The 20393-nt window shown below is 63.3% G+C and carries 18 protein-coding genes and 3 pseudogenes; 13 read left to right on the top strand and 8 right to left on the bottom strand.

Annotated elements, in window-relative coordinates; genetic code table 11:
• The first annotated feature begins 29 nt into the window (after nt 1-29).
• From uxaC to ACF0H6_RS06185, 6 genes and pseudogenes are all read left to right on the top strand, one after another.
• A complete protein-coding gene (gene uxaC / locus ACF0H6_RS06210; RefSeq protein ID WP_395248869.1) occupies nt 30-1436 on the top strand; it encodes a glucuronate isomerase in 1407 nt (468 codons plus the stop codon).
• 86 nt (nt 1437-1522) lie between these two features.
• Nucleotides 1523-2852: pseudogene (locus ACF0H6_RS06205) on the top strand (mannitol dehydrogenase family protein).
• Nucleotides 2853-3114: 262 nt separating this feature from the next.
• Nucleotides 3115-4473, top strand: a complete 1359-nt coding sequence (gene uidB, locus ACF0H6_RS06200; RefSeq protein WP_395248868.1) for a glucuronide transporter — start codon at nt 3115-3117, stop codon at nt 4471-4473.
• Between the two features lie 193 nt (nt 4474-4666).
• Nucleotides 4667-5896 carry a D-mannonate dehydratase ManD gene (gene manD, locus ACF0H6_RS06195; RefSeq protein ID WP_395248867.1) on the top strand — a complete coding sequence of 410 codons (1230 nt, stop codon included), beginning with the start codon at nt 4667-4669 and terminating at the stop codon, nt 5894-5896.
• Nucleotides 5886-8233: pseudogene (locus ACF0H6_RS06190) on the top strand (gluconokinase, GntK/IdnK-type). Before manD ends, ACF0H6_RS06190 begins: the two are co-directional and overlap by 11 nt.
• A gap of 98 nt (nt 8234-8331) precedes the next feature.
• Entirely contained in the window at nt 8332-8601 is a 270-nt protein-coding gene (locus tag ACF0H6_RS06185) for a hypothetical protein (protein ID WP_395248866.1), read from the top strand.
• A 1-nt stretch (nt 8602) separates the two neighbouring features.
• On the opposite strand, the gene ACF0H6_RS06180 is transcribed toward ACF0H6_RS06185, so the two are convergent.
• The 8 genes from ACF0H6_RS06180 to ACF0H6_RS06145 all read right to left on the bottom strand — a co-directional run bounded on the left by ACF0H6_RS06180 (nt 8603) and on the right by ACF0H6_RS06145 (nt 15822).
• The gene (locus ACF0H6_RS06180) at nt 8603-9100 is read right to left on the bottom strand and encodes an SOS response-associated peptidase family protein (protein ID WP_395249895.1); all 498 of its coding nucleotides are present in this window, start codon (nt 9098-9100) and stop codon (nt 8603-8605) included.
• Between the two features lie 403 nt (nt 9101-9503).
• A complete protein-coding gene (locus ACF0H6_RS06175; RefSeq protein WP_395248865.1) occupies nt 9504-10100 on the bottom strand; it encodes a hypothetical protein in 597 nt (198 codons plus the stop codon).
• Nucleotides 10021-10512 (bottom strand): pilus assembly protein TadG-related protein, encoded by a 492-nt coding sequence (locus ACF0H6_RS06170; protein WP_395248864.1) that lies wholly within the window; start codon nt 10510-10512, stop codon nt 10021-10023. Before ACF0H6_RS06170 ends, ACF0H6_RS06175 begins: the two co-directional genes overlap by 80 nt.
• Nucleotides 10513-10615: 103 nt before the next feature.
• Nucleotides 10616-11515: an SOS response-associated peptidase gene (locus ACF0H6_RS06165; protein ID WP_395248863.1), complete on the bottom strand. Its 900-nt coding sequence runs from the start codon at nt 11513-11515 to the stop codon at nt 10616-10618.
• Nucleotides 11515-12009, bottom strand: a complete 495-nt coding sequence (locus ACF0H6_RS06160; protein WP_395248862.1) for a DUF6262 family protein — start codon at nt 12007-12009, stop codon at nt 11515-11517. The genes ACF0H6_RS06165 and ACF0H6_RS06160 overlap by 1 nt, the downstream gene beginning before the upstream one ends.
• Complete coding sequence (locus ACF0H6_RS06155) at nt 12009-14048, bottom strand: tyrosine-type recombinase/integrase (RefSeq protein WP_395248861.1); 2040 nt, start codon at nt 14046-14048, stop codon at nt 12009-12011. The genes ACF0H6_RS06160 and ACF0H6_RS06155 overlap by 1 nt, the downstream gene beginning before the upstream one ends.
• 26 nt (nt 14049-14074) lie before the next feature.
• The gene (locus ACF0H6_RS06150) at nt 14075-15310 is read right to left on the bottom strand and encodes a tyrosine-type recombinase/integrase (protein ID WP_395248860.1); all 1236 of its coding nucleotides are present in this window, start codon (nt 15308-15310) and stop codon (nt 14075-14077) included.
• Between the two features lie 167 nt (nt 15311-15477).
• On the bottom strand, nt 15478-15822 hold the full coding sequence (locus ACF0H6_RS06145) for an SOS response-associated peptidase family protein (protein ID WP_395248859.1): 345 nt from the start codon (nt 15820-15822) through the stop codon (nt 15478-15480).
• A 105-nt stretch (nt 15823-15927) separates the two neighbouring features.
• Between ACF0H6_RS06145 and ACF0H6_RS06140 the strand changes: the two genes are divergently transcribed.
• From ACF0H6_RS06140 to ACF0H6_RS06110, 7 genes and pseudogenes are all read left to right on the top strand, one after another.
• Entirely contained in the window at nt 15928-16464 is a 537-nt protein-coding gene (locus ACF0H6_RS06140; protein WP_395248858.1) for a universal stress protein, read from the top strand.
• Nucleotides 16461-16961, top strand: coding sequence for a fluoride efflux transporter FluC (locus tag ACF0H6_RS06135; RefSeq protein WP_395248857.1), 501 nt, complete (start codon nt 16461-16463; stop codon nt 16959-16961). The genes ACF0H6_RS06140 and ACF0H6_RS06135 overlap by 4 nt, the downstream gene beginning before the upstream one ends.
• Nucleotides 16958-17326: a fluoride efflux transporter CrcB gene (gene crcB / locus ACF0H6_RS06130; RefSeq protein WP_395248856.1), complete on the top strand. Its 369-nt coding sequence runs from the start codon at nt 16958-16960 to the stop codon at nt 17324-17326. Before ACF0H6_RS06135 ends, crcB begins: the two co-directional genes overlap by 4 nt.
• Nucleotides 17327-17645: 319 nt before the next feature.
• Nucleotides 17646-17906 carry a ribbon-helix-helix protein, CopG family gene (locus ACF0H6_RS06125; RefSeq protein WP_395248855.1) on the top strand — a complete coding sequence of 87 codons (261 nt, stop codon included), beginning with the start codon at nt 17646-17648 and terminating at the stop codon, nt 17904-17906.
• A 382-nt stretch (nt 17907-18288) separates the two neighbouring features.
• Nucleotides 18289-18846, top strand: a pseudogene (locus ACF0H6_RS06120) (dihydrofolate reductase family protein); the annotation flags it as partial.
• Between the two features lie 54 nt (nt 18847-18900).
• Nucleotides 18901-19557 (top strand): nuclease-related domain-containing protein, encoded by a 657-nt coding sequence (locus ACF0H6_RS06115; RefSeq protein WP_395249894.1) that lies wholly within the window; start codon nt 18901-18903, stop codon nt 19555-19557.
• Nucleotides 19558-19692: 135 nt separating this feature from the next.
• Nucleotides 19693-20169, top strand: a complete 477-nt coding sequence (locus ACF0H6_RS06110) for a hypothetical protein (protein WP_395248854.1) — start codon at nt 19693-19695, stop codon at nt 20167-20169.
• The last annotated feature ends 224 nt before the right edge of the window (nt 20170-20393 follow it).

Below are 20393 nucleotides of genomic sequence, written 5' to 3'. Positions count from 1 at the left end.
AAATGTTCCGATGGGTCGAAAATTGATCTATGTCACAGTCGATCGCAGCCAACCCTGACCGACTCCTGCCCGCGGATCCAGGGACGCGCAGCATTGCGCGATCTTTGCTTGAGCGCGTCCAGGACCTGCCCATCATTTCCCCGCACGGCCACGTTGACGCCGCCGTCATCGAGCACAACACTGCGTTTCCCGATCCGGCCGCGCTCCTGGTCAGCCCGGACCACTACGTCACCCGCCTGATCCACGCCAACGGAGTGTCGATGGACAGGCTGCACGCGGCAGGATCCTCGGCCTCCGAATCGAGGGACGTCTGGCGAACCTTCGTGGATGCCTGGCCTCTCTTTGAAGGCACGGCGTCCGGGTACTGGCTGCGGACCCAGTTTGAGAGCGTGTTCAAGCTCGGTGCCGATCTTGGCGAGATGTCCGCCGATGCAAGCTACGACGCCATCGCCACCAAACTCCTCGAACCCGGTTTCCGCCCCCGCCAGCTCTTCAAGGACTTTAACATCGAGGTTCTGGCCACCACGGACGATCCCCTGGACAGCCTCGACAGCCACCGCGCGATCGCCGAGGACCCCACCTTCAATGGCCGCGTGCTGCCGACCTTCCGTCCGGATGCCTACTTGAACATTGCGCACCCGGCCTGGGGTTCCAACGTTGAGCGGCTGATCGAAACTGCCGGCGACGGCGCCACTGGCTATGCGGGCTACATCACGGCGCTGGAGAACCGCCGTCGTTATTTCGTGGACCATGGCGCGGTCTCCGCGGACCACGGAGTCCCCACCCCGGCAACGCTCAAGCTCGACGCCGTCGAGGCGGAGCGAATCTTCGAACTGGCCCGGGCCGGCAAGGCGACGGCCGCAGACCGCAACACCTTCGAAGCGCACATGATCTACCAGATGGCGCGGATGTCCGTTGAAGATGGCCTGGTCATGACCATCCATCCCGGATCGTTCCGCAACCACCACCAGCCCACCTTCGACGCATTCGGCGCGGACACCGGGCACGACATCCCGTTCGCGGTCAACTACACCGAGGCGATCCGGCCGTTGCTCCAGGACTTTGGAACCGCAAAAGACTTCCACTTGGTGCTCTTCACCCTGGACGAGACCGTGTTTTCCCGCGAGCTGGCCCCGCTGGCTGGGTTCTACCCGTCCGTGTACCTTGGGGCACCCTGGTGGTTCCTCGACGCCCCGGATGCGATGCTGCGCTTCCGTTCTGCCGTCACGGAAACCACGGGTTTCTCCCGGTCCTCAGGGTTCATCGACGACACCCGCGCGTTCTGCTCCATCCCTGCCCGCCACGACGCCTCCCGCAGGATCGAATCCTCGTTCCTGGCCCGCCTCGTCGCCGAGCACCGCGTCACCGAAGACCGCGCCCATGAACTCATTGTTGAGGTCGTCGATTCATCCCCGCGAAGGGTTTTCAAACTGTGACCGCCGAATCCAAGCAGTCCACGGATCTTCCACGTTTGAGCCGTGCGGTCAGGCCTTCCGTCAGCGCTCCTGTGCGCATCGTCCACATGGGACTCGGGGCCTTCCACCGTTCCCACCAGGCCTGGTACACCCAGCACGCCGGTGACGCGGAGGAGTGGGGCATCGCCTCCTTCACCGGCCGCCGCCCGGACGCAGCAGACGTCCTGGCTGCCCAGGACGGTTTGTACACCTTGGTGGAGCGGTCGGATGCGGGTGACTCGTTCGAGGTCATCGGCAGCATTGTCGAGGCCGTCGATGGCGCCGACGTTGACCGTTTCGTCGGCCTCGTCGCGGCCCCGCTGACCTCGGTGGTCACCCTTACCATCACCGAGGCAGCGTACCGGCTGGGCGTCAACGGCAAATTGGACAGCCGAGCGCCCGACGTCGCGGCGGACCTCGCCTTGCTTGCCGACGCTGGTGACTCTGCGTCCAGCAAGCCGACGACGCCGCTTGGCCGCCTGGTGCTGGGCCTCGCCGCCCGCCGTAACGCCGACGCCGGCCCACTTGCCGTGGTTTGCTGCGACAACCTCTCCAACAACGGGACCGTTGCCAGAAGCGCCGTGATGGGGATGGCCAAGGCGTTCGACGCCGGGCTCGCCGCCTGGATCGACGCCAACGTCAGTTTTGTCAGTACTTCCGTTGACCGGATCACCCCGCGAACCACGGATGCCGATATCGACGCCGTCGCGGCCGCATGCGGTTACCGAGACGAATCTCCGGTGGTCACCGAGCCTTTCCGCAGCTGGGTCCTCAGCGGCGACTTCCCCGCGGGACGACCCCACTGGGAAGATGCCGGTGCCGTCTTCGTGGACGAGATCGAACCATACGAGAACCGCAAACTGTGGCTCCTGAACGGCGCCCACTCGCTCCTCGCCTATGCCGGTCAGCTGCGCGGCCACAAGACGGTGGCCGAAGCCCTGGCTGACGATGATTGCCGCCGGGCGGTCGAAGACTTCTGGGACGAGGCTGCCGCCAACCTGCACGGTGTCGAGTTGCGCATCCCCGAGTACCGGGCCGACCTCTTGGAGCGCTTCGGCAACTCCCGGATTGCCCACCACCTGGCGCAGATAGCCATGGACGGCAGCACGAAGCTGCGCATGCGTGCCGTGCCGGTGCTCCGCGCCGAGCGCGCCGCCGGCCGGAGCGGCAAAGCCGCCGCCCGGATGATCGCGGCCTGGTCCGCGTACACCGCAACGGCCACCGGTCTGCAAGACCCCCGGACCGAAGACATCAGCGCCGCGAACCTGCTTCGGGGCCGTACCAGGCTCGAGGCCTTGCTGGGCATCCTGGAATCCGGAACTGGCCGCCGACGCGGGGATCGTTGACCTCATTGAGGGCTTGTCCGGCGCCTTCGCCGCCGCCGGCAACCCCGGCTAATCAGCGCGGCACGTCCGACGGCGCCCGTTGCCTTCCACGTGAAGGCAACGGGCGCCGTCGTTGAGGCCCGGATTTGTGAGCGAGCGTCGGAGCGTCAACGGCCGCGGTCGAAAATTCTATGGAAACATTTGGCAACCGCTTGCCGAGCGGTTGCCAGAGTGATTAGAATTACATAAAGCTTCAACAATAAAGCTTCAACAAAGGACGTTTCGTCATTCGCACGCGGGTACACGCTGTACCGGCAAGGGTAAAGGAGCCCGCAATGAACAAGCTCAGCAAACTCAGCATTTTAGGCTATGGAGCGGGCGACGCCGCCAACAACCTGGCCTTCACCACCGCCACCATGTTCCTGCTGGTCTACTACACCGACGTGGCAGGGATCTCGGCAGCTGCCGCTGGAACCTTGCTCCTCACTGTCAGGATCTTCGATGCCTTCTCCGACGTCTTTGCCGGACGATGGGTTGACCGCGCCTTCAGCAGGCGTTTCGGAAAGTTCCGCCCGTTCATCATGTTCGGCTCCATTCCGTTGCTGCTCCTGAGTGTCGCGGCCTTCTCCGTGCCGCAGATCGGCGAATCGGGGATGCTGCTCTATGCCTACGTGACGTACGCTGCCCTGGGGCTGGCTTACTCGTTGGTAAATATCCCGTACGGTTCACTGGCGGGTGCCATGACCCAGAACGCCGGCGAGCGTGCCAAGCTCGGCTCGGCACGCATGGTCGGGGGACTCTTGGTGGCCTCCGGCCTAGGCATTTTCGTTGCTCCGCTGGTCAAGCCCGGCGCCAACCTGCAAGCCACATTCACCACCATCACCTTGGTCTTCGTGGTGATTGGCGCCGCCCTGTACTTCTTCACGGTCATGACCGCCAAGGAACGCGTCCACCGTTCGGTACCGAAGGTCTCCTTCAAGCAGAGCATGGCGACGCTGAAGACCAACCGTCCGCTCCTCATGCTCTGCCTGAGCTCGTTCTTTTTCCTGACGGGGTACATGGCCTTGTCTTCGGTGCAGCTCTACTACATGCGCGACGTCCTGGGCAGGCTGGATCTATACGCGGTGCTCTCGATTGCCCAGTTGGTGATGACCTTTATCCTCGCGCCGCTCATGCCCAAGCTGGTCCGGAACCTCGGCAAAAAAGCTATCTATGTGGCTGCGGGAGTCCTGACCGTCATCGGCGGCGGGATCGTCTTCTTCTCCCCGGCCAGCATGGTCTGGATCGGATTCTCGGGTCTGCTCGTGAGCATGCTTGGCGTCATGGCCGTCAACATCGTGGTGTGGGCCTTGGAATCGGACACGGTGGAATACGGCGAGTGGAAGACCGGAGTCAGGACAGAAGGCATCACGTATGCGTTGTTTTCCTTCACCCGCAAGACCGGCCAGGCGGTGGGTGGCGCACTTGCCGCATATGCCCTCGCCGCCGGCGGCTACAAGTCCGGCGCCACCCACAGTGCAGAATCCCTGCAGGCGATCCAGTTCGCCACAGGCGCCTTGCCTGCCATCATGACCATCCTCGCAATCGTCGTCATGGCCAAGTACAAGCTGACCGACGAGTTCCATGCCCAGATCCTGGCGAAATCAAGGCCCGCCGCGCACTTGAAGTATCCGGTGCGGAAGCGTCCGGCATGACGGGTGGGGCCCAAGCTGCCGCGGAACTGCTCGTCGGGGAAGGCGCTACCCCGGGAAGGATTTCCGCGAAATAGGAGTGCAACCGGTTGCCAACAATTGTCATCCACCCTAAACTCATTCATAACCGCCTAGTGATGCCCGTCGCATCCGGGCAACGTCAGACCTCGATCAGCAACCTTGAAAGGACCAAGCTGTGAAAATCATTGCCGCGGAGGTCTTTGTGACCAGCCCGACCCGCAACTTCGTGACCTTGAGGATCACCACCGAAGACGGCGTCACCGGCATCGGCGACGCAACGCTCAACGGGCGTGAACTCGCCGTCGCCGCGTACCTGAAGGAACACGTCGCACAGCTGCTGATCGGCAAGGACCCCCACCGCATCGAGGACACCTGGCAGTTCCTTTACCGCAGCTCGTACTGGCGCCGCGGCCCGGTCACCATGGCCGCCATTGCCGCCGTCGACATGGCCCTTTGGGATATCAAGGGAAAGGTGGCCGGACTGCCGGTCTACCAACTGTTGGGTGGCGCGTCCCGCAACGGCCTGCGCGCCTATGGGCATGCTTCCGGCGCGGACATCCCGTCCCTGTTCGATTCCGTCCGCGAACACCTGGAGCTCGGGTACAAATCGATCCGTATCCAGACTGCCATCCCCGGCATCAAGGCCGTGTATGGGGTGGCTGCCCAGGCGCAGGCCTCGGGCGAGCGCTACGACTATGAGCCCGCCGGCCGCGGCGCGTTCCCGCAGGAAGAGGACTGGGACACCCGGGCCTACCTGCGGCACCTGCCCACCGTGTTTGAAGCGGTGCGCAATGAATTCGGCCCGGAAATCCCATTGCTGCACGACGGTCACCACCGCATGACGCCCATCCAGGCCGCGAAGCTCGGCAAGGCCCTGGAACCGTACGACCTGTTCTGGCTCGAGGACTGCACCCCGGCCGAAAACCAGGAAGGGCTCCGCTTGGTGCGCCAGCACACCACCACGCCGCTGGCCATCGGTGAAATCTTCAACACGGTCTATGACTTCCAGACCCTCATCAAGGAACAGCTGATCGACTACGTCCGGGCCGCGTCCACCCACTTCGGCGGCATCTCCCCGTTGAAAAAGGTCATGGACTTCGCCGCCCAGTACCAGATCAAGTCCGGCTTCCACGGCCCCACCGACATTTCCCCCGTCGGTTTCGCCGCCCAGCTGCACGTAGGCCTGGCGATCCACAACTACGGCATCCAGGAGTACATGCAGCACTCGGACAAGACCAACGAGGTCTTCCAGCAGTCCATGACCTTCACCGACGGTTACCTGCACCCGGGCGACAATCCAGGCCTGGGCGTCGAGTTCAACGAAGAAGCCGCGAACTCCTTCCCGTACCAGCAGGCCTATCTGCCGTACAACCGCCTGGTGGACGGCACCGTTCATGACTGGTAGGAACGCGGCCGTGACCGGCGGTCCGAACACGGCCGCCGGCTCGCCGCGCCGCATTGTGGTGATGGGCGTTTCGGGTTGCGGAAAGACCACCATCGGGGATCTCGTCGCCCGGGCGCTGGGAGTTCCGTTCCTCGACGGCGATTCGCTCCACCCGGTGGAAAACGTCGCCAAAATGGCCGCCGGAACCCCACTGACTGATGAAGACCGCTGGCCGTGGCTGGCGACCGTTGGTACCGAACTGGCCAACGCCGGAGACGGCGGGCTGGTTCTCGCCTGTTCCGCCCTCCGGCGCAGCTATCGGGATGCCATCCGCGAGAAAGCCCCGGACACCGTCTTCCTGCACCTGCACGGCAGCAAAGAGGTGCTTAAGGAAAGGACAGAAGGGCGTTCCGGCCACTTCATGCCGCCTGCCCTTCTTGATTCACAGCTGGCCACCCTGGAACCGCTCGACGCCGACGAGGCCGGGTTCGTCGTCGACATCGCCGCCCCGGTAAGCGAGGTGGTCGCTCAGGCGCTGGCCGGGATTGCCGCCGTCGCAGGTTCCAAGGCTCCGGCGGGTAACAGCGCCGCCGGTACCGCGGGCATCCAACCACGGCAGTTCGACGTCGACCTCCGCGCAGCGCCGTTCAATCTCGACGACGACGCCGTTACCTGGGTGGATTCGACCATCAGCGGCATGAGCCTTGAGGAGAAAATCGGCCAGCTCTTCATCAACCACAACAACGATTACTCCCCGGAATACCTCGATGGCGTGCTGGAGAAGTATCACGTCGGCGGCATGCGGTACCGGCCGGGTCCGTCGGAGGCTGTCCAGCAGCATATCCGCTATGCCCAGTCCAAAACACGCATCCCGCTTCTGGTAGCTTCCAACCCTGAAATGGGGGGAGCCGGAAGCTGCGACGACGGGACCTTTGTGTCGACGCACCTGCAGGCCGGTTCCCACCCGGATAAGTCCATTGCCAGGAAAATGGGTCAGGTGGCCGGTGTGGAGACCGCGGCCTTGGGCTGCAATTGGGCCTTCGCGCCGATCGTGGACATCCACTACAACTGGCGGAATACCGTGATCTCCACCCGGGCGTTCGGTAATACCCCGGAAGTTGTGGTGGAGCGCGCCAAAGAGTACTTCGACGGCATCAGCGAATCGCCCACAGTCTGCGCCATCAAGCACTTCCCGGGCGACGGCGTTGACGAGCGGGACCAGCATGTGGTCACGTCTTACAACACGCTCGCGTACGCAGACTGGAACTCCAGCTACGGGCATGTGTACCGGGAAATGATCGGCCACGGGGTCCAATCGATCATGGTGGGACACATCGGCGCCCCGGAACTGTTCAGGCATTTCCGCCCGGGCATGGAAGACGCGGACATCCTGCCCGCCACTCTTTCCCCGGAACTACTCAGGATCTGCTCCGTGGCGAACTCGCTTTCAATGGCCTGATCCTCACGGATGCCTCGCAAATGGTGGGACTGACCCAGGCGATGAAGCGCAGGGATCTGGTTCCGGCCACCATTGCCGCCGGCTGCGACATGTTCCTTTTCTTCCGCAATCCGGCGGAGGATTTCCAGTTCATGCTGGACGGTTACAAATCCGGCGTCATCACCGAGCAGCGGCTTCACGATGCCTTGCGCCGGATCCTTGGGCTGAAGGCAAGCCTGGGACTGCACCAGAAGGCGCGCGAATCCCTCGTCCCGCCCATTGAAGCGCTCCGGCTGATCGGCAGCGATGCGCACTTAGCTATCGCCGCCGAGATCGCCGACAAGACCGTCACCCTGGTCAAGGACACGGCCCGCAACCTGCCCATCACCCCGGAAACCCATCGGCGCATCCGGCTGTACGGCATCTCCGGCGGTTCCGATTTCACCCGTGCAGATCCGCTGGCCTACCTGGACACCGTGAAAGAGGAACTGGAAAGCGCTGGCTTCGAGGTCTACGTCTTCAAAACGGCAGAGCAACGTGAAGCCGCGGGTGAGAGCGGAGTGAACTTCATGAGCGTGATCTCCGACGAGGCCACCGGCGATTATGCGGACAAGTACGACGCCGCATTCGTCTTCGCCAACGTCAAAGGCTTTGCGCAAGAGGCTGCCATCCGCATCAGGTGGTCCAGCCCCATGGCGGCGGAAATTCCCTGGTACGTCACGGAGGTGCCCACGGTATTCGTGTCCCTGAACCAGCCGAACCACCTGATCGACGTGCCGATGGTCAAGACCGCCATCAACGCCCATGCAGGGACTCGCGAGGCCATTCGGGCGACCATCCAGAAGATCCAAGGCAAGTCCGAGTTTCAGGGAACGTTCAACGAGAACGTGTTCTGCGATTCGTTCGACACCCGGCTTTAGACCGCGGTGGACTGTATGACGGCCATTCCCTGGCGATCCCGGGGGATGGCCGTTCCTGTGTCCTGCATATTGTCCATGCCTCGACGTAGTATTCGGGCATGCCTGACCAGCCTGAGTATCCCGCGCCGTTGAACTCGGTTTCCGCGCCGCTGCCGCGGCAAACCGAGCCGCTGTCAACCGTCTCGAGGGTGCCCGTGATCGCCAAGCTCATATGGCCGAAGTACATTCAGTACGTTCCGGCCATGGTCACCCGGACGGCGGAGGGCAGGGTGCTGGTGCAGTGGTGGCCGAACCCCTTCGGGTCGGCCACAAGGCTGACGTGGCTGAAAGATACGGACGTGCGGGCCGAGTTGCGCTACGAGCGTTGAGTCAGGCGGCGGGGTTCGCGACGTCCATCAGCCGGGTGTTGTCGTCCACGAGTTCCACAGGCCTGAGCCTCCACGACGAGGCCAACCCGTACGCCTCCCCAAGCACGGCATCCAGCAGGGCCTGGCCCCGGGATTCCTTGGGGTCGATCCAGTCGTCGATCATGTCGGGGGAGATCGGCACCGGGATCCGGTCGTGCAAATTGTGCAGTCTTTCGTGGACGCCCTCCGGAGGGGAATCCATAGTCAGGATCGAGCAGGACAGCCGCCAAGCACCCGGCGCCGACTTGTCCGCGATGCTTTCGTCACGCCACGGCGCAAACAGGCCGGCAAAGGTGATCAGCTCATCCTGCGGCTCCACGATGTAGCGCTGTTTGGGATCCTTGCGGCCGGGGCCCGATTTTTTCCACTCGTAATAGGCGGAGTCCCATTTATCTGCAGCCCCTTGTCTGTGGGGTAGCGTAGCCCCAGATAGGAACGTTGAAGACGCGTCATCAAGAATTCCGTGCGAGGGGACGACTTTAGGCGTTCTTCTGGATAAAGCCGGACAGAAGGAGATTCAGGGCCGGCCGAACAAGGGAGGGTGCATGCCGGACCTAAGGTGGCTCTTCGTGGTTCGTGAGCCGGATCTTGGCAGGCTGGAGCGGCATTGAAGTCGGTACCGGTGACGGCGATCCGGCCCCGCTGAGCACGTTCATGTCCTCGGTGGAGACTGCCGTGTAGTTGATCGTTGTGGCGGGTTGCAGGTCTGCGCCCGGTGGCCCGCGCGCGGGAATACGGACGCCATTTGGTCACAAGTTTTCGTTCGAAACTGACGCCCGCAACCGCGCCAGATAGCGGCGCGTAACCCGAGGTTCATTGACGTTCGGGACCCCGCTGAACCCCCGGGGGCGAAGGTCAGAGGGTCAGAGGGTTAGTTTGACGACGGTCGCGCCGTTGGCTGGTCCTCCCAGTTCGAAGCTGCTGTCGACGGAGACGAATTGGGTGAAGTAGCCTTTGATGCCCAGGCATCCGGTGCCGCACTGGCTCGCTGGCAGGTTCCATTGAAGTGAAGGGTCGGTTTGGCTGAATTTCCACCCGGTGATCTTGAAGGCGGCGAAGGTGTAGAGGGAAAACGCGGTCTTTTTCGTATAAACGGCGTTCGAGGGGGAGTCCAGATCGTAGACCGGCAACAGCACGGTGTTCGCCGTCTTCAGCGCGGGAAGGCTGGCGCGGCAGATGTCCGGAAAAGCCGGCGAAGGATCCCGCGGCGTCTGAGCCAAGGTAATGTCCACGAACGTGCTGCATACCGTTGAGCTGTGCTTCAGCCAATAAAATCCCCCTGCGATTTCTGCTCCGCCGCGTCCGTTGCAAGTCGTGTCTTGCGCGCCGTCGTAGCGCATGACGAATTCGGTGTTGCCGCGGAAACCGTACTGCGTGAATTCACACTGGGAAAGCGCAATCGGCAGGATCGCATTCCCTTTGATGGGGCTGCCCCATGCCGCGGAAGCGGTCGCGGTCACGGACGCTTTGGTGATTCCCAGTGACGGGGGCGAGGGACATGTTGAGACCGGATCCGTTCTTGCCGGCGGCCGCAGTCACTTTGACCGAATTGGCGTTCGGAAATACCGGGGGCTGAACCCCGGCCTGCCCGTTGTTGACGTTCGCGGCGGCCAGGGATTGTGCCTTTGCGGGCGCGTTCGCCTGACAAGTGACCAAACCGTTCTTCGCGCAGTCCTGGGCGATGGCCAGGACTGCGGCGTCGGCACCATTCTGCAGCTGCGCCTTCTCCGCGTACATGCTTCCGACATCTATGGCGAGTGCGGCGAAAACCAGAAGCACCACCATCAACAACGCAATGAGCACCGCCACGGCGCCGTGTTCCCCGGAGCCCACGGCCTGGCGTTTGCGCGCAAAGGCTGAGAAGAGTGACATGAGACCTTCCGGAAATCCTCAGAAACACAGCGAGTGCAAATCTCCGGGAAATACAGCTGGCCCCAGCCAGCGAACGGATACCTGCCCTGTCCGACAGCATAGTTCAGTCATCCGCATCAGGATATGCTTCGTGCCGTCCCCGCCGACAGCGGCCGCCGGGCCAACAGATCGCATCGAGCTCCAAATCGAAGAACCAAACCCCGGCCAGTAGAATGCCACACCAACCCGTGTAGTGTTCCGGTACCTCGCCGGGCTGGCCCGACCAGCGGGACTTCGCCGAGTTCGGCCACGCAGAATGAGCGGGCGAAGCTACGAGGAAGCCGTTAGCTGTCAGCCAGGGACCGGTTCGATGAGTTCGGGTCCGTTGTTGCGGACGGAATTGACCTTGTCGCTGACGACCAGGGGGCACCAGGTGTGGTTCGGGCATGGAGTCCAGCAGCGCGCGCACGTCGGCTTCGGAGGTCGTGTCGGGGTCCAGCCAGTCCGAATACATGTCCGGGGGCACGATCAGGGGTGTGCGGTCGTGGATGTGGCCGAGGGTATCGGAGGCTGCAGTGGTGATGATCGTGGCTGTCCGGAGCCATTTGTCCGGGTGGTCCGCTGGCAGGGCGGGGTCGGGCCAGTTTTCGAACAGTGCGGCGAAGGCGAGGATCTGGTCCTCGACGCCGTGGAGGTATGTCGGGACCTTCCCCCCGGCGGGGGTTTTCTGCCATTCGTAGTATCCGTCGCCGACGAGTAATCCGCGTCTTTTCGAGGCGGCTTTCCGGAAGGATGGCTTCTCGGTGACGGTTTCCATTCTGGCGTTGATCAGCCGTGCGCCGCCTTTGGGGTCTTTCGCCCAGGACGGGACCAGCCCCCAGCGTGCCGTGACCAGCTTGCGGGTCACGGGCTCACCCTCACCGGAGCTGCGGTCCAGGATCAGGGGAACGGGGTCGGTGGGCGCAACGTTGTAGGACGGGGTCAGCTCGTCGATATAGGACTCGTCGACGTCAAACGCGGCCATCAGATCAGCGGTTGACTTGGAGACAACGTATCGTCCACACATGAGCCCATTATCCCGGGTCCGGTCCATGGCGTCCATGGCCGGGTGCCCTGCTGGCGTTGAAGGATGAGGATCTGGCCGTGGGCTGCGGCCAGGGCGGTCTCGAGCTCGGTGATTCGTTGGCGGCTCCTGGCGCGTTCTTCGGTGAGTTTGCACGTGAGTGTCCGGATGATGCTGCTGGTGTCGGGTACCCGCCCTTCATCTGACGCCGGGGCAGGTGCCGTGCGCGCGGAGACGGGAGATTGCCGGGAGCGCAGTGTCTGGATACGCTCGCGAAGGTCCGGGGTGCGGTAGAGAAAGTCTTTGGAGACGCCGCCTGCGGCGGCGACGCCTTCAAAGTTGACGGGCTCTCCGCTCTTGAGTAGACCCCGCAGTCCTGTCTCGGCCCGTTTGATGGCGGCGGCGTGTTTTGCCTGGGCAGCCTTACGCAGGTTCTCAACGTTGCCTCGCGCCATTATCTGGCGACCTGTCGTGGTGCTTTGGCAATGTCGGCCTCAGCTCTGGGGGCAGTGCCGGGGCCTTTCACGGGCCCGTTCCGACGGTCCGGTCCTTTCAGTGTCTCGATGATGGTCCCGAGGGCGCCTTGTTCCCTGCGCCTCAGGGTCAGCCACACATGGTTCTCCGACATGGGTTCGCCGGTGCGGGTTGTGTGGGCTTCCTGGCGTTTGTCGATCAAGGAGTCGAGCGCGACGAGTTCACCTTCATGCACGTTCAGGAACCGCTCGTCGGTGACGAAGAGATCGCAGCCAAGGCAGGCATTGCCTTTGTCACAGGATTTGGTTGGAGGCAAGGTGCACCAGCCGTTGGGAAGCACCCTGTCCGTTCGGGAGTCCAGAGCCATCAGGTCATACAGATCCTCCGGGGAAACCCCGGGGCCCTCGCCGTTCGTCGTGATCTTCCGGTATTTCAGGAATTCCGCTTTGGCTGTGGAGTCCAGTGTCTGGGCGTAGTGCATTGTCATCTCCGGGCTCGCATGCCCCATATAGCGTTGAACGACGTGCAGCGGCACGCCGGCGTTGATCAGGCTGGTGGCCTTGGTGTGACGGAAACGGTGCGTCTTGGACAGCTTCAGCGGCTGGCCGTCATCGTCCTTCAGTTCTGCCCGTTGGACCAGCTTCTCCATCTGCCTGCGGAAGACATGGCTGTAGTAGTGGTGCCGGCAGTGCAGGTTGTTGTGGTCCTTCAGGAAAAGATATGCTGGCGGGTCGGTGATCCCGACCTTTTCAAGGTGGGACTTGAGCCAGCGTTGCTGCTCGGCGATGATTTCGATGACTTCGGAGTCGACGAAGATCGTCTCGGGCGCGCCCTCGATCTTGGTCTGCTGGTAACAGAGTTTGGCGATGCGTGTCCCGTCCTTGGGTTCCGGTCCGGTGACCGGCAGCAGGGGATTCGCGTCAAGCATGCAGATTTCACTTAGCCGCCGTCCGGTGGCGATCATCAGCAGCAGGATCCGCATGGCCTGCGGATCTCCGAAGCCTCCCTCGGACTGGGGAGCGGCGAGCAGCGGTGCCTGCGCCGCGATCCGGGATAGCACCTGGTCACTGAACAGATGATCTTCCGTGAAAGCCTGCTTCTTGAACCGGGGGACGTCCCCGGGCCTCCAGAAGCGTAAATACTCCGGGCTGAGCCCAGCCCACCGGGGATCGCCGGTTGCGCTGGCCGCGTCCTCGCCATGGTCGTGCATGAACCCATACAGCCCCCGGACCGCCGCGGTGATGCCGGCGATGGTGGAGTGTGATCGTTGCCGCCCGGACGCGCTGCGCAAGGAGTCGCAGGTCAGGAAGTCCATCATGATGGCCCGGACCTTCGTCTCATCCTCGGCAAGCCGCGGCGAGGCCAGGCCCCGTTCGGTGACGAACGTCCCGAAGAGCCGGAAGGAGTGTTTTTGACCCATCACGGTCGTCCATGTTGCCCGACCGCTTTCCAGCAGGGTCTTCACATAGAACATCGCTCCCCGGCGCAACCATTGTGGCTCCACGTCGTGCCAATGGATGGTGTAACCGCGTGCGGGTTCCTGTTCGCGCCGCGGTATCCGGGGGTCCATGTCCAGGGACCACACTTCACGCTCCCACCAAGGGCTGTCGTCGTAGGCAAACCAGAGAAGCTTGCAGGCCCTGTCCAACGGCCCGGCGATCGTGCGCATGGTCGAGGCATTCGGCAGCGCCTTGATCCGGCGGGCCCAGGTGGTGTTCAGTTCGGTCCGCCATTCGCCAGGCGTCCGGTCCATCAGGCTTGCCGAAGGCAGCCCGCGGCTCTTCAGCCTCCGGCTTGTCTCGGCAAGTTCACGGCAAAGCAGCCCGAGTGAGGCGCAGGGCACCCGGCCGCCCATGTCAATGATCCGCCAGATGACGAACATCAACTCCCGCTGCATGGTCTCGGGCAGCCCGTCCAAGTGAACGTTGCCGATCTTATCGTGGTAATAGGCAAAAGACCTCAGATACTGGCCCGGGATCGATTGTCTCGTGTAGTGCAGAAGCTGGAGCACTTCGGGCACTTGCTCCAGAAGGGCCAGGTTCGCGGTCAGGTCGAAAGGGCGGTTGTTGTGCTCCTGGAGTGCCCCGAGAACCCTGGCATCAGCTCGATTTCATGTCCGTCTCTCCATCGTTCCGTTACGGTCTTCCATTCGGCCAAGGCCCGCAGTTCCTCGTCTTCGGTCACCCACGCGTAGATGTCCAGCGTCGTCTGCACGTCCGCGTGTCCCAGCCGCCGGCTGACAACGTGCAGAGGGCGCCCGGACAACAGCAAGGCCGTCGCATGGGTATGCCGGAACCAATGCGGCGTCCAGGCCGGTGGTGTGTTGCTGCCCAGCCTGCGGCGGATCCGCCCGACCAGTTTGTAGATCGTCTCGGGCCGCATCGGACCGAATTTCCGTGGTCCGTGCAGATTCACGAAGACGTACGCCTCATTGAGGGCCCCCACGGCAAGGTCCATCCCTGCCTCGCACAACTGCCATATGTACTCGGCATAGAGGCGGTCCAGCCGGTCGGAGATATACAGCTTGCGGTAGTTCCCGCCCTTGACCCGAGCCCCGTGCGGATGGGTCCGTGGCACGATCTCGATGAACGGGCTCTCGCCCTGGCCTGTATGCCAGTCCCGGTGCTGCAGGGACAAGGATTCACCCATCCGGAGCCCCGTTTCTTCCAAAAGGGTAAAAAACAACCTGTCCCGCAAGGCCCCCGTCCAGGCTCCGGCTTCGGCGTCAAACCGGGCACAGGAATCCTTGATCACCTCGATCTGCCGAGGAGTCAGCACAGGGGCGACCCTGCGCCGTCTTCGCACCCGCACCGTCGCCGCCCGTGGCTCATGCCGTCGCGTGTGCCCGAGGAACGGTTTGTAGGGAGACCCTGCGGGGTGGGAGGAGAACAAACTGGGACTGATGTCGGCGCCGCGCCATTGATGGAAAAGGTAAAACGAGCGGACACCCTGCAACCGCACGGCCGCCGTGGCATCCGAGATACGGTGCTCACCCGGTTCCCGGATCAGGCGCACACCCGGGGGAACCCCGCTCCGGATCCAGGCAAGGAACCCGGACAGGTCCTCCAACACCAAGGCGTCCCACGGCTTGTCCCGCAAGCCCAGGAACTGCCACCACAACTGCAGTGCCCGGGCATAGGATTTCACAGTGTTCGGTGAACAACCGGTCTGACGGAGATGCTCGAGGAACAACTCGATAACGGCCACGGGAAGAAGGTCGTCACCGAGCACGGTCCACGTAATGTCGTTGTCGTTGATCCGGACACGCTGGACTCTCACCATCCACGGGTTCCTTCGGTCGCCAAAGAACGGGAACGCTGATCAGCATTCCGTCCCGCCAGGAACGACACGCCGCTTCGTCGGTGAAATCTCGGGGACCGTTAAAGACAGCTACCGGATAAACCCGTCCTCAAGAGGAAGGGCGTAGCGTGCTGCCGCTCTTGACGCCGTTAAAGACAGCCCAGAAGGGGTACCGGATAAGCCGGGACCACTGCCCGCCATTTGGGCAGGGACGCTTTGAAGGTGGGAATCCCGCCGGCCGTTTCCGAGCGAGCGTTCCAAGTGGGCACCTTCGAATCGAAGGACTTTGAGAAGGTGGGAACCAGGCCCCACCGCCCCGCTGCGAGCTCCCGTCCCACAGTGCCGTCTCGTGCCCGCCCACGCAAGAAAGCCACGGGGTCAGTGGGATTGATTTGGAGCGTCGGCGAGGGGTAGTCGGTATCACCGCGCAGTACCGCACCCAGCTTTCTGGAGAGATAGTCTGCTTCGAAACCGACACTGAACCGACCGCACATATCGATATTCTCGCCTAGGGCTTGGGACAGCGCCAGTCGCAGAAGCCCATACTGGAGCAAGATGGAAGAACCACATCCTGACAACCCGGACATTTGGAGGCTTCCATGAGCGTTCCCCGTGGCGATGACACGCCTCTGGCCGGACATCGGCCGGCTCGGCTGGCCGGACCCGTGTTGACGGGCGTGCTCCCGAACCAGTCCGCTACCGTCGTGGAGAAGGCCGCAGAAATAGCCCTCAGCGCTGGGTGGGAATTGGTTCTGGCCTTTGCCGATATCACGAGCTTCCCTGCGGCAGGCGACCGAGACGGGCATCTGGCGGCCCAACCGATCGACCCCGATGGAATCGACGACGACGCAGCGGCCATCTCGGAATCGCTTAAGTCGCGCATCGCGGATCAACTCGACGGAACGGGCGTGCGGTGGTCCTTTGTGACGCTCGCCGGCGAGCCAGCACGGTCACTTGGCCGTTACGCCGCGAGTATCAAGGCTTCCATGATCGTCGTGGGAACCAAGGAACATGGCCTCGGATCGAAGTTTGAAGGACTGGTGACCGGATCGATAGCCTTGCATCTGGCACATCGTCAAAACTGCCCTGTGCTTGTGGTTCCCTTGGGCGGTCAGGACCCAAGCAGGGATCAATGAAGGAAAGCAGCACAGCCCCGCCCGGAGCCGAAACCCAGGTCGCGCCAACGGGGCGGCATCCGCACCGCCCGCTCCATCTGCACGGGCGGTTCGTTCTGCTCGTGGCGGCCGGCGGAATCCTGGGCGCGCTGAGCCGCTATTGGCTTGGCGTGGCCATTCCGGCTCCGGATGCGTGGCCGCTGCCCACCTTGCTCATCAACCTGACAGGCGCGCTCGCGTTGGGCTGGCTCCTCGAAGCGCTCGCCCGGAGCGGGCCCGACGCCGGTCTCCGCCGGATTGCCCGCTTGGGCATTGGAAGTGGTTTCCTTGGGGCCTACACCACCTACAGCACCCTCGCGCTCGACTCGGTGCGTCTCTTCGGAGCAGGACGCGGGATGGACGCTTTCTGGTACATGGCAGTCAGCCTGTTAGGCGGTGTCGCGGCAACAACACTGGGTATTTGGCTCGCGGCGCTCCGGCACAAATCCGCACAACAGGGTCAGAAGTCCCTGCCATGACCCTCCTTCTGATAGCGCTCGCGGGCGGCGCTGGGGCGGCCGCCCGTTTCGTCGTGGACGGGGTGGTCCGGTCCTGGGCCCGGACTGCGCTGCCGCTGGGCACTATCTTCATTAACGTCTCCGGGTCGCTGCTCATGGGTATCCTGGCGGGGCTGGTCATGGCCCATCAGGCTCCCGAATCCCTTCAGTTGATTGCCGGCACCGGATTCCTTGGTGGATACACGACCTTCAGTACGGCAAGCTTGGAGACCGTCAGGCTTGTCCAGAGCGGACGGATTGGCCTGGCCCTCCTCAACGGAGTAGGCACCATGGCGGCTTGTGTCGGAGCCGCGGCAGCCGGCGTCGGGCTGGCTTTGTTGCTCTGAAGCGGCTGTCCGCGACGCGAAATGCTAAAGGTAGTATCGGGCGCTTGGCGGGGAAGACATGAGCCGGTCGAAGTTGCGGAGCAGTCGGCGACGGCGGGAATGACACCGGCGCGCTGCCCACCGCCGGTGTCGCGAAACAGGGTCTCCGGTCTCAACACAGTTGTCCGTTTTCTCACCGGACCAGTCAGCGTACGGAATCGCGACGTGCGTCTCGCCGGAGTTGTCAGTGCCAGTTGCGCGGCGCGCATTTGACCGAGGCGACCGGGCGACAGTAGGCCCATCTAGCCAGAGTGAAAGTATTCGTAATACGATTATTTGCATGGAACGTAAGATGCATGGGCGCGAGGTCTCCGAGGCCGAAATCGATCAGTGGGTGAAGGAAGCCGAGGCTGGTTACGACGTCGAGGAGCTGAAGTCGCGGATGGGACGCCCCGCTCGGGGCGCGGAGGCGTCGCAGGTCATTCCCGTACGACTGACGGCCGAGGAACTAGCGGCGGTAATGGCGCGGGCCGAGCGGGAGCACCTCAACCGCTCCGAGGCTATCCGCGCTGCCTTGGCCGCCTGGTCGCACGCGGCGTGATCGTCCGCCGCTCCGCACATAAGCACGGGGTCAGTTCCATGGGCGGGATGCTCGGCTAGCCAGCCCGTCATCCTCGGACTCGCTATTTTAGGTTTCATGCATCCTTTGCGTAAGGCGCAATCGACCGGGAGTCAGTTCTTCTCGACACGACTACCCGCGCAACCCCCTACGTGCCACTGCCAAGTCCCTCTTACTGTTGAGCCACCTACCATGGCGGCTCTGGCGTGTTGGAACCGCCCCAAAGTTTCCGTTGAGGGATCCCTCCCGAACTGAGCATCTGCTTGGCGTGGTGGTCAACTGGCCTTCCGTGTGGCCTGACCGACGACTTTTCCGCGCCGTGCTGGTCTGTACAACGAATACCGGCTCACGGGAGACTGGCGCCATGCGCAAACTGACCTACGGCATGAACCTGAGCCTGGATGGCTACATCGCCGCGCCCGGGGACGACCTCGGCTGGAGCATACCGAGCGACGAGCTGTTCCAATGGTGGTGCGACCGGGTGGAGGCGACGGGCCTGGCGCTATATGGGCGCAAACTGTGGGAGACGATGAGCTCGCACTGGCCGACCGCCGACCAGCAGCCTGGCGCCACACCGGCGCAGATCGAGTTTGCCCGCCGCTGGCGGGACATGCCGAAGGTGGTGTTCTCCTCGACGACCAGCACGGTCGACTGGAATACCCGCCTGGTCACCGGCGACGCGGTCACCGAGATCACCCGGCTCAAGGCCGACGACGGCGGCCCCATGGACATCGGCGGTGCCACACTCGCCGCGGCGGCCATGCGGGCCGGGCTGATCGACGAGTACGCGATCGTCACCCATCCGGTCCTGGTGGGCGGCGGCACGCCGTTCTTCACAAAACTGGACAGCTGGGTGAACCTGAGCCTGGTGGAGACCCGGACGTTTCCCGACGGTGTGGTCCTTCCCGGGTACGAGGCCCAGGCGCTGAGGGCTCGACGTCGATCCAAGGCGGCATGCCCCGGAAAGGTTCCTGATATGGCTGAGTCGTCCACTGAGTCCGGAGTAGCCGGGGCGTCCGCCCGACGTGAATATGAGCGCCGCAAGGCGAAGGACGAGGAGGAGACCCGTGCGAAGTGGGGTCAATTCGGTGGCCTCGCGGTCGCCCTCGTTGACGAGCGGCAAAGCACCAAGGCTTGGGATCGAGGTGCGATCGGTGAGGAACGCCTGGGCGCTCGGCTGGATGCTCTGGCCACCGATGACGTCGCGGTTCTTCACGACCGCCGCATCCCCGGCTCGAAGGCCAACATCGACCACATCGCCATCACTCGAAGTGGAATCTGGGTGATCGACGCCAAGCGGTACAAAGGACGGCCTGAGCTGAAGATCGAGGGCGGCATCCTTCGCCCACGCGTCGAGAAGCTTCTCGTCGGCCGTCGTGATTGCACGAAGCTGGTCGATGGGGCAATCAAACAGGTCGACGTCGTGCGCGACCTTGTTGGGGATGTTCCGGTCACCGGGGCGTTGTGCTTCATCGAAGCCGACTGGCCTCTGCTTGGGGGTGCGTTCTCGACTCGCGGCGTTCACGTCCTGCGGCCGAAACGGCTAGCCAAAGTACTTGTAGAGGAGACAGCCGGCGCCGTTGATGTGGCGGCCATGCGTGAGTCAATAGCCTCGCGGTTCAAGTCTGCGTGACATCAGGTAGCCACCGACGCGCTCGCTCAACGTTGCAATCCTTTGGAGCGTTCGTTCGTGGCCGTTTTGGGCTCGCAACCCTATCGGGGGTTGGGTGTGACTTGCCTTTCGGCGAACGGACCGTAGACTCGCCCCATGTCAGGCCGTGGGGGAACGAGACTAGTCGGCCGTGCTGCGGCGACGGTGTTGGGCATGCTGCCGGTCGTTGTCCTGGCAGCCTGCACCTATGAGGATGTGGGTGATCCGATGCAGACAGCAACCGTCAAGCGCAGCAGCCGCCCCGCCCCTGCAGCGTCGACGAAGGGCCCGGAGATCCTGGATGCCGAAACGCGCAACTACGCCGAATTGGAGAAACGCCTTGCAGTAGCCCAAGGTGCTGTGCTCCTTGACGACTCCGGCCCTGCCGACGGACCCGGGGTCGGTTTCAGCAAAACAGTAAAAGTGACGACAACCGGCCGTTATACGGTCACGGCAGCTTGCGTAGGCATCCAGAACGCGCAAATGTTCATCTCCGCCCCGGGGTCGAGGATCCGTTGTCGCTCGATCTTGATTGCTCAGGCGTTTCGTCGCAGGTTGTCGAGTTGCAGGAAGGATACGTCGCCGCAGTGCTGATGCGACACGACCCGAATGGTCCTTGGACCGGGGCCGTCGCTGGAGTGAGAATTACGGCCGAATGAAGGGCGACGTTTTCGGTTGCTCGGGGCCAGAAGGAGCAATGCGGCAACCCGAGCGAAGCTGACAGCAGGGGACCGCGAGGCGGCCGCGGACACCATGAAAGGAGGTGCGCTCCCTAGCTGTCCACCAAGACGCCGCCCGAGGCAAGAAATTCACCCACC

It is taken from the genome of Arthrobacter sp. NA-172 (assembly GCF_043952055.1).
Classification (GTDB): Bacteria; Actinomycetota; Actinomycetes; order Actinomycetales; family Micrococcaceae; genus Arthrobacter.
This window is presented reverse-complemented; position numbering and strand designations above follow the sequence as displayed.

What these genes read in the sequence shown, in the direction of transcription:
- uxaC (WP_395248869.1), top strand. Translation starts at nt 30, where the DNA reads ATGTCACAGTCGATCGCAGCCAACCCTGACCGACTCCTGCCCGCGGAT.
- uidB (WP_395248868.1), top strand. Translation starts at nt 3,115, where the DNA reads ATGAACAAGCTCAGCAAACTCAGCATTTTAGGCTATGGAGCGGGCGAC.
- ACF0H6_RS06185 (WP_395248866.1), top strand. Translation starts at nt 8,332, where the DNA reads ATGCCTGACCAGCCTGAGTATCCCGCGCCGTTGAACTCGGTTTCCGCG.
- ACF0H6_RS06170 (WP_395248864.1), bottom strand. Translation starts at nt 10,512, where the DNA reads ATGTCACTCTTCTCAGCCTTTGCGCGCAAACGCCAGGCCGTGGGCTCC.
- ACF0H6_RS06165 (WP_395248863.1), bottom strand. Translation starts at nt 11,515, where the DNA reads ATGGCCGCGTTTGACGTCGACGAGTCCTATATCGACGAGCTGACCCCG.
- ACF0H6_RS06160 (WP_395248862.1), bottom strand. Translation starts at nt 12,009, where the DNA reads ATGGCGCGAGGCAACGTTGAGAACCTGCGTAAGGCTGCCCAGGCAAAA.
- ACF0H6_RS06150 (WP_395248860.1), bottom strand. Translation starts at nt 15,310, where the DNA reads ATGGTGAGAGTCCAGCGTGTCCGGATCAACGACAACGACATTACGTGG.
- ACF0H6_RS06145 (WP_395248859.1), bottom strand. Translation starts at nt 15,822, where the DNA reads ATGTGCGGTCGGTTCAGTGTCGGTTTCGAAGCAGACTATCTCTCCAGA.
- ACF0H6_RS06140 (WP_395248858.1), top strand. Translation starts at nt 15,928, where the DNA reads ATGAGCGTTCCCCGTGGCGATGACACGCCTCTGGCCGGACATCGGCCG.
- ACF0H6_RS06135 (WP_395248857.1), top strand. Translation starts at nt 16,461, where the DNA reads ATGAAGGAAAGCAGCACAGCCCCGCCCGGAGCCGAAACCCAGGTCGCG.
- crcB (WP_395248856.1), top strand. Translation starts at nt 16,958, where the DNA reads ATGACCCTCCTTCTGATAGCGCTCGCGGGCGGCGCTGGGGCGGCCGCC.
- ACF0H6_RS06125 (WP_395248855.1), top strand. Translation starts at nt 17,646, where the DNA reads ATGGAACGTAAGATGCATGGGCGCGAGGTCTCCGAGGCCGAAATCGAT.
- ACF0H6_RS06115 (WP_395249894.1), top strand. Translation starts at nt 18,901, where the DNA reads ATGGCTGAGTCGTCCACTGAGTCCGGAGTAGCCGGGGCGTCCGCCCGA.
- ACF0H6_RS06110 (WP_395248854.1), top strand. Translation starts at nt 19,693, where the DNA reads ATGTCAGGCCGTGGGGGAACGAGACTAGTCGGCCGTGCTGCGGCGACG.